This is a genomic window from Shinella sp. BE166, from assembly GCF_051201095.1.
Lineage (GTDB): Bacteria > Pseudomonadota > Alphaproteobacteria > Rhizobiales > Rhizobiaceae > Shinella > Shinella lacus.
The window spans coordinates 1-6880 of the sequence record NZ_JBPEHL010000048.1; the positions used below are offsets into that span (position 1 = coordinate 1).

The window sequence follows — 6880 nt, forward strand, 5'->3', positions numbered from 1 at the left end:
GTTGCGCTGTCGGGCATCGTCCTCTCGGCCTATCTTGCCTGGCGGCAATGGGGTTTCGGCTCGGGCGACCCGCCGCATGACGAGCCGACCCGCAAGGACCGCCTGCTCTTCCAGGGCTTTGCGACGCTGCTGCTCTCCGGCCTGAGCTTCGTCGCGGTGGTTTTCGGCGCCGTGCCGCTGCTGTTCGTCGGGGCATGCCAGCCATGAGGACGATCGCGCTCCCCGCCGGCCTTGCGCTTCTCGGCCTTGCCCTCGTCCTCGGTCTTGGCGCAGGTTCCTTCACCGTCCATATGGTCGCGCATATGGGCATGGTCGCGGTGGCCGCGCCATTGATCGCCTGTGGCCTCGTCGGCACGCGGCGCGACCCGCTGGCGGGCTTGGCGTGGATGACGCCAATGCTGGCCTCGCTGGTCGAGCTGGTCGTGGTCTGGTTCTGGCATGTGCCGGTGCTGCGCGCGGCGGCGGATGCGAGCCTGGTGCTGACGCTCGTCGAGCAGGCGAGTTTTCTCGCCGCCGGCCTGCTGCTGTGGATCACCTGTCTGCGCCCCGGCGACGGGCGGCTCGCCGGGACGATCGGGCTTCTGTTCACCTCCATGCACATGACGCTGCTCGGCGTGCTTCTGGCGCTGGCGCCGCGCCCGCTTTACGGCGACGGTGCGGTCAGCTGTTTCGGCATCCCTCTTTCCGCGGCCGCCGACCAGCAGATCGGCGGCGTGGTCATGCTGATGGTGGGGGCGCTCGCCTATCTCGCCGGCGGCGTCACCCTGCTTGCGGGCCTGCTTCGAGACGGTGAAGAGAAGATGGTGGAGGAGCGCTGATGCGGATCGGCTGGAAACACCTCGCCGTTCTGCCCGTCGCCGGCATCGCGGTCGCATTCCTCGTCGCATGGAGCGGCATGATCAGCATCAAGGCAAGCACCGGTCATTGGAAGGTCACGGACATTTTCCTGCACTGGGTGATGCGGTCGTCGGTCCGAACCGCCGCGATCGGCACGAAGGTCCCCCCTTTCACCGAGGGCATGCTGCCGCTGGCGGCCGGGCACTTCGAGACCGGCTGTGCGATCTGCCACGGCTCGCCGGCCATGCCGCGGCCCGATAGCGTGGGCAGGATGCTGCCGCCGCCGCCCGATCTCAAGGACAAGATCGCCACCTGGAGCGACGCGGAACTCTTCCAGATCGTTCAGCACGGCGTTCGCTATACCGGCATGCCAGCCTGGCCGGTCGCCGGTCGTGAAGACGAGGCCTGGGCGATGGTCGCCTTTCTGCGGCGCTATCGCGAACTCGATGCCGAACAATACCGCACGCTCGCGGGCTTCAGTGCGACCCGGTCGCAGGCGATGGACCAGATCATCGACACTTGCAACGGCTGCCATGCGCCGGCCCGGCTCGGGCCGGACAGCCTCATTCCTCGTCTTGCCGGGCAATCCGCGGCTTATCTTGAAGAGGCTCTTCTTGCCTATGCTGACGGAACGCGGCACAGCGGCGTCATGGCCGTGGCTATCGACACGCGGAGCGAAGCGGACTTGCAAGCTCTAGCGCGCCATTTTTCTGAGGAAGCCGCCGATTCAAGGCCCCGGTCGGAGAGCAGCCTGTTCGAACGAGGCCAGGCGCTCGCGACAAAAGGCGATCCTGACCGCGGCATTCCGGCATGCCTCTCGTGTCACGACAAGGCCCAGGCAAACCCCAGCTACCCCCGCCTATCCGGCCAACCTGCTGCCTATCTCGCAAACCAGCTTCGGCTGTTCATCGGGAAAACGCGAGGGGGCGGCCCGTTCAAGGAGCTGATGCTTCGGGCGGCCGCGAACCTGGAGGCGGACGACATCGCCGCGCTGGCCGCCTACTTCGCAGTACGGGACGCGACCGAACGAAGCGCCGCGGAGTGAACCGGAACATTACGCACAGGGCCTTGGCAACCAAAGCGCGGACCTCGTAGGCGAACTGCATCTCCGCAATCGGAGCGGATAAGCATCATCCTTTAATGGAGCCGCATTATGAGGAATTCTTTCAATGACCGGCCCACACACTGGCAAGCCACGCCAACCAACTCTCGGGTCTAAGCCCGCTTCGCGCATCAACACGGCGCCCGCGAAGGACGCGGGCGTCTAGCAAAAGATCAACGACCCATTGTGAGCAATTTTGCGGGAACGAAGCGCACCTGCCACGACTATGGCCGCAGCATTAGAACCGCCTCCGACGAAGGGAACCCTAATTGTCTAAGTCGATTTAGAGAAAGGCGCGTTCCTTTATGCTCTGCGTTCAGCAGCGATCAACATAGCGTCGGCCATACTGGTCACGGTAGTAGCAACGGCCTGGTTGGCCCGCTACGTTGCCGATGAGGGCCCCGGCGACACCGCCGACCGCCGCGCCGACCGCGGCCCCGCGCACGTTCCCCGTCGCAACGCCGCCGATGACAGCGCCTGTAGCGGCGCCCACACCCGCCCCCTGTTCGGTCGCGGTGCAAGCGGCTAGCGACAGTGCGACGCAGCTCAGGACAATAATTTTCTTCATTGTGACCTCCCGTTTTCAACCCTCTCTTAATCCGGTCGCTGCTGGGAAGTTCCCCCAAATTTTGCCTTTCCGATAGAGGACGGGGCGCAGCGGTGAGCCCCTACACCGGAAATCTTGAAAACTGGCACGTATTATCCATATCGTTTCCCGCCAGGTTTGCCTTAGAAAGGAGGACTCCGATGCTGGCTGATGTTTATTTCTCTACTCCGCTCTTGGTTAGCTTCGCCAACGGCCTGACGCGCACCTTTCACAGTGTCCACGAGGCTCTTGATTTTCTGGAGAATGAATGGCCCCTTCGGCACGGCGAGCGCTACAGGCCCGCATGTGAAAAATGCCGGGCCGCGCTTCTGAGGCATACGCCCGTCACCATCGCACGCGAGGCTTTCATTGCCGCGTGCTTGGAAGCTGGAATGCCCGTTCAGTCGTTGCCGCCGGTCTGGCAGCGATCTGGACCGGGCACGCCTCCGCTGATGAGCGCTTAGTTATTGGGGCCGCCCTCGGGTAGGACGGCCCGCCGTTACACGGGCGGGGATCTTGGGAACCAGAGAGGCAGCACGCCAGTTAAAATTCTGCGGTCGCAGCAGCCTCAGCCTTATCATGCTCCCCCCAACCAAAAGACCGCAAATGGGAGGTCGCTTCACGAAATGCTGAAGCGACCATTTTTCTCCGTATTGTTCGGTCACAAATTTACTGCCATGCGAGAAACACTTAAACCGTATCGAGTCCCGCGAAGAGGGAGAAGCATATCCACCGGGGCATCCTTGCCCTTGCCCGGTAGGTTAGGAGCGCCTAGACTCCACGGCGATTTTGGTGCTCGTTTCATCGCTTTTGGCCTGCTTCGATGCAACGCCGCTGTGGGGAGATGTTGGCGTTCCCACTGTGGAGGAAAGATTGGCCGGTAGCGAACGACGCTTTTCTCTCAGGAAACGCACACAGACGGCACATGAGCGGCTGGACGCTTCCGTGGGCAGTTTCAATACCGTCGACGAATACAGACGCTATCTGACGAGTGTGAGCACGTTCCGCGCTGCGATGGAGGGCGCTTTGAAGCATGTCGTCTGGCCGGCCGGCTGGTCCTGGCGCCCGATAACGCTTGCAAAGTCTCTCAACAGAGACGCTATCGACCTGGGTTTGCCAGCGGCTGGAGATGCGGGTCACGACATGGACCTGACCGACCACAGTGTCTTGCTTGGGGCGCTTTATGTGCTGGAGGGCTCCACGCTTGGCGCCCGAGTTCTTTGCCAGCGGGCTGCTGCCCTCGGCCTTGACGAGGCTTTTGGAGCGCGGCATCTCGCCATTATGTCAAAGGACATAGCGCAGTGGCAATCCTTTCTCGTACTCTTGGACGAGGCCTCCGACTTCGATATCGAGCGGGCTGCCACGTCTGCCAATGCCGTCTTCGCCCTAGCGCTGCAATGCTTTGAAAGTGAACTTCTTGTCGCCGACTGAACCTGTCAATCTCGATACCTGCGATCGCGAGCCCATCCACATACCAGGCAGCATTCAGTCGCACGGATGCCTTCTCGCATGTGATATCGGCCTGACGACCATCGAGAGAGCTTCCGAAAATGCACGGACCGTCCTCGGCTATGACGGCGATCTTCTCGGCCGCAATGTCGGCGACGTGGTCGGACAAAAGCTGCTACATGACCTGCGTAACGCGCTCGCAACCGTCTCGACTGCGTCGCGGCCAGCGCTTCTTCTCGACATGGTGTGTGGGAAGCGTGTGTTCGACATTGCCATCCATCACCACAAGTCCGCGGTCGTCATCGAGTTCGAGCAGGCGCCTTCTATTGGACAGCCCCTGCATATCGCACGCGAGATGATCGGCCGCATCAGCGACATCACCGATGTCGACCGCCTTGTGCAGCGGGCAGGTCGGATCGTTGCTGGCGCGACCGGCTATGACCGCGTGATGATCTATCGTTTCGAGCAGGACGGTTCAGGAAAGGTCGTCAGCGAGACAAAACGCGCCGATCTCGAAAGCTTTCTCGGCCAATATTTTCCGGCGAGCGACATTCCACAGCAGGCGCGTGCGCTGTATCTCAAGAACACGATTCGCGTCATCGCCGACGCCAGCGGCGAGCGAGTGCCGGTCAATCCAGTGCTGGATGCATCCGGCGAGCCGCTCGATCTCAGCTTCGCGCATCTGCGTAGCGTTTCACCTATCCATTGCGAATATTTGCGCAACATGGGCGTCGCGGCCTCTATGTCGATCTCCATTATCCTCGATGGCGCCCTTTGGGGCCTGATCGCCTGTCACCACTACTCTCCGCAAGCCCTGCCCATGGCGCAGCGCGTGGCAATGGAGGTGTTCGGCGAGTTTTTCTCGCTTCATCTCAAGTCACTGAAGGAGCGCAAGCGCGTCGAGGCTGTTGCCGGCATCCGGGAGGCGCTCGATCGTTTCCTCATTCTTTCGTCCCATCATGAACATGTCGGTGAGCTTCTGAGACAGAGCTTGCAGGAATTCGCTCAACTCCTGCCAAACGACGGCATCGGCGTGATGTTTGACGGAAAATGGGCCGGCTATGGCACCACTCCGCCGAAGGAAGCGGTCCCCCATCTTCTCGAGTTCATCAGGATCATCAGCGAAGGTCGTGTATGGGCAACCCACGCACTGTCGCAAAAATTGCCGGAAGCTGCATCTTACAGCGATCACGTGTCGGGGGTGCTCGCCATTCCGCTCTCCCAAACAGGATCGGATTGCCTCCTCTTCTTTCGAAAGGAGCTGGTGCAAACCCTCGACTGGGCAGGCAATCCTGAAAAGACCTACGATACCGGCCCCCTCGGTGACCGGCTCACGCCGCGCAAGAGCTTCGCGATCTGGAAGGAGACGGTGAAGGCCCAGGCCCAGTCCTGGACGGATGCGGATCGTGAAATCGCCGACATCGCACGCATCTCCATCGTCGAAATCGTGCTGAGGCACAACGAACTGATGGCGGGGGAACGGCGCAAGTCCGAGGTGAGGCAGCGCATGCTGAACCAGGAGCTCAGTCATCGCGTGAAAAACATCCTGGCTGTCATCAAGTCGCTCGTGACGAGCCCGCAGCAGCACAAGAGCACGCTCGAAGACTACGTCGCCACCCTCCAAGGCCGCATCGAAGCCCTCTCAGTTGCTCATGACCAAGTGGTGCGCGGCGATGGCGGTGGCATCCTCGGCGATCTCCTGCAAGCAGAGCTCCAGCCCTACCGATCGAAAGTATCGACCGTCAGTCTTGCTGGGCCGGCCGTATGGCTCGACAGCCGCGCATTCTCCGTCATGGCGCTGGTGTTTCACGAACTCGCGACGAATGCCGCTAAATATGGCGCGCTTTCCGTCGCTTCGGGCACGGTGGACGTTTCCTGGTCGATGGCGAAGAATGACGCTTGCGAAATCCGCTGGCGCGAACACGGAGGTCCTGTCGTCCATGTACCCTCCCGCAGCGGCTTTGGCAGTGCACTCATCGAGCGGAGTGTTCCCTACGACCTCAACGGCGAAAGCGCGATCCGTTTCGAAGCATCCGGACTGGAGGCAACCTTCAAAATTCCCCCTCCCCACGTCAGGCTGACGGCACCTGGGTCGGGAATGGCAGTGCGGTTGGAGGAGGATGCCTCCCCTCGTCCAAAGGGGCTGAGTGCAACAGATCCTTCGGTCCTCATCGTCGAGGATCAGATCCTCATTGCCCTCGATCTGGAAGCCATGCTTGCCGACGAGGGTTTGTCCCAGGTCGCCACCACCAGTTCCGTCAAACAGGCGATGGCGCAGATCGAAGCCAGTCCACCCGACCTCGCCATCCTGGATATCAATCTTGGCGCCACGAATTCCTTCCCGGTTGCCGAGGAGCTGAGAAAAAGGGGAACCCCTTTTGTATTCGCGACTGGCTACGGAGAGGGCGCTGAGCTTCCTGATACACTGGCGAATGTGCCGATTGTCCGAAAACCCTATAGCCGAAATGCGATTGTTACAGCGCTCTCGTCGCTGATCGAAGGGCGCCGCTCAAGATAGGGAGAAGCTCATCACGAGCTTGAGGCCGATCAGTGCCAGCTGGCTGTGATAAACGATGACGGATCGCCTACGGCCGTGATCCAATGGACACCAAACAAAGACGCACTGACCTGTTCGGGAGGAAAGTAAAAGTGGCATTCAGCGCAAGCTCCAAGGGCGTATACGCAATCGCGACGACACCTTTTCTCAACGATGGATCGGTAGATTTTACATCTATCGATCGACTTACGGACTTTTACGAGGAAAGCGGCTGCACCGGCATCACGATACTCGGGATCATGGGCGAGGCCCCGAAATTGGAGCCCGAGGAAAGCCGTGCCATCGTGAAGCGGGTGGTTTCCCGAGCCAAGGTCCCGGTCATCGTTGGCGTTTCGGCTCCCGGCTTCGC

The 6880-nt window shown here is 61.1% G+C and carries 7 protein-coding genes and 1 pseudogene; 7 read left to right on the forward strand and 1 reads right to left on the reverse strand.

Annotation, left to right across the window (positions count from 1 at the left end; genetic code table 11):
• The 3 genes and pseudogenes from J2Y63_RS35000 to J2Y63_RS35010 form a co-directional block, all read left to right on the forward strand.
• Nucleotides 1-207: pseudogene (locus J2Y63_RS35000) on the forward strand (hypothetical protein); the annotation flags it as partial.
• Complete coding sequence (locus J2Y63_RS35005; RefSeq protein WP_435269782.1) at nt 204-818, forward strand: cytochrome c oxidase assembly protein; 615 nt, start codon at nt 204-206, stop codon at nt 816-818. The pseudogene J2Y63_RS35000 and the gene J2Y63_RS35005, both read left to right, overlap by 4 nt.
• Nucleotides 818-1882, forward strand: a complete 1065-nt coding sequence (locus tag J2Y63_RS35010; protein ID WP_435269783.1) for a c-type cytochrome — start codon at nt 818-820, stop codon at nt 1880-1882. The genes J2Y63_RS35005 and J2Y63_RS35010 overlap by 1 nt, the downstream gene beginning before the upstream one ends.
• A 373-nt stretch (nt 1883-2255) precedes the next feature.
• Here J2Y63_RS35010 and J2Y63_RS35015 read toward each other — a convergent pair whose 3' ends face one another.
• Nucleotides 2256-2507, reverse strand: coding sequence for a glycine zipper domain-containing protein (locus tag J2Y63_RS35015; RefSeq protein WP_256120248.1), 252 nt, complete (start codon nt 2505-2507; stop codon nt 2256-2258).
• A gap of 179 nt (nt 2508-2686) precedes the next feature.
• Between J2Y63_RS35015 and J2Y63_RS35020 the strand changes: the two genes are divergently transcribed.
• The 4 genes from J2Y63_RS35020 to J2Y63_RS35035 form a co-directional block, all read left to right on the forward strand.
• Complete coding sequence (locus J2Y63_RS35020) at nt 2687-2989, forward strand: DUF982 domain-containing protein (RefSeq protein ID WP_435269784.1); 303 nt, start codon at nt 2687-2689, stop codon at nt 2987-2989.
• Nucleotides 2990-3398: 409 nt separating this feature from the next.
• A complete protein-coding gene (locus tag J2Y63_RS35025; protein ID WP_435269785.1) occupies nt 3399-3956 on the forward strand; it encodes a biliverdin-producing heme oxygenase in 558 nt (185 codons plus the stop codon).
• Nucleotides 3943-6492: an HWE histidine kinase domain-containing protein gene (locus J2Y63_RS35030; protein WP_435269786.1), complete on the forward strand. Its 2550-nt coding sequence runs from the start codon at nt 3943-3945 to the stop codon at nt 6490-6492. Before J2Y63_RS35025 ends, J2Y63_RS35030 begins: the two co-directional genes overlap by 14 nt.
• Before the next feature lie 131 nt (nt 6493-6623).
• On the forward strand, nt 6624-6880 hold a 257-nt coding region (locus tag J2Y63_RS35035; RefSeq protein ID WP_435269787.1), incomplete at its 3' end, for a dihydrodipicolinate synthase family protein.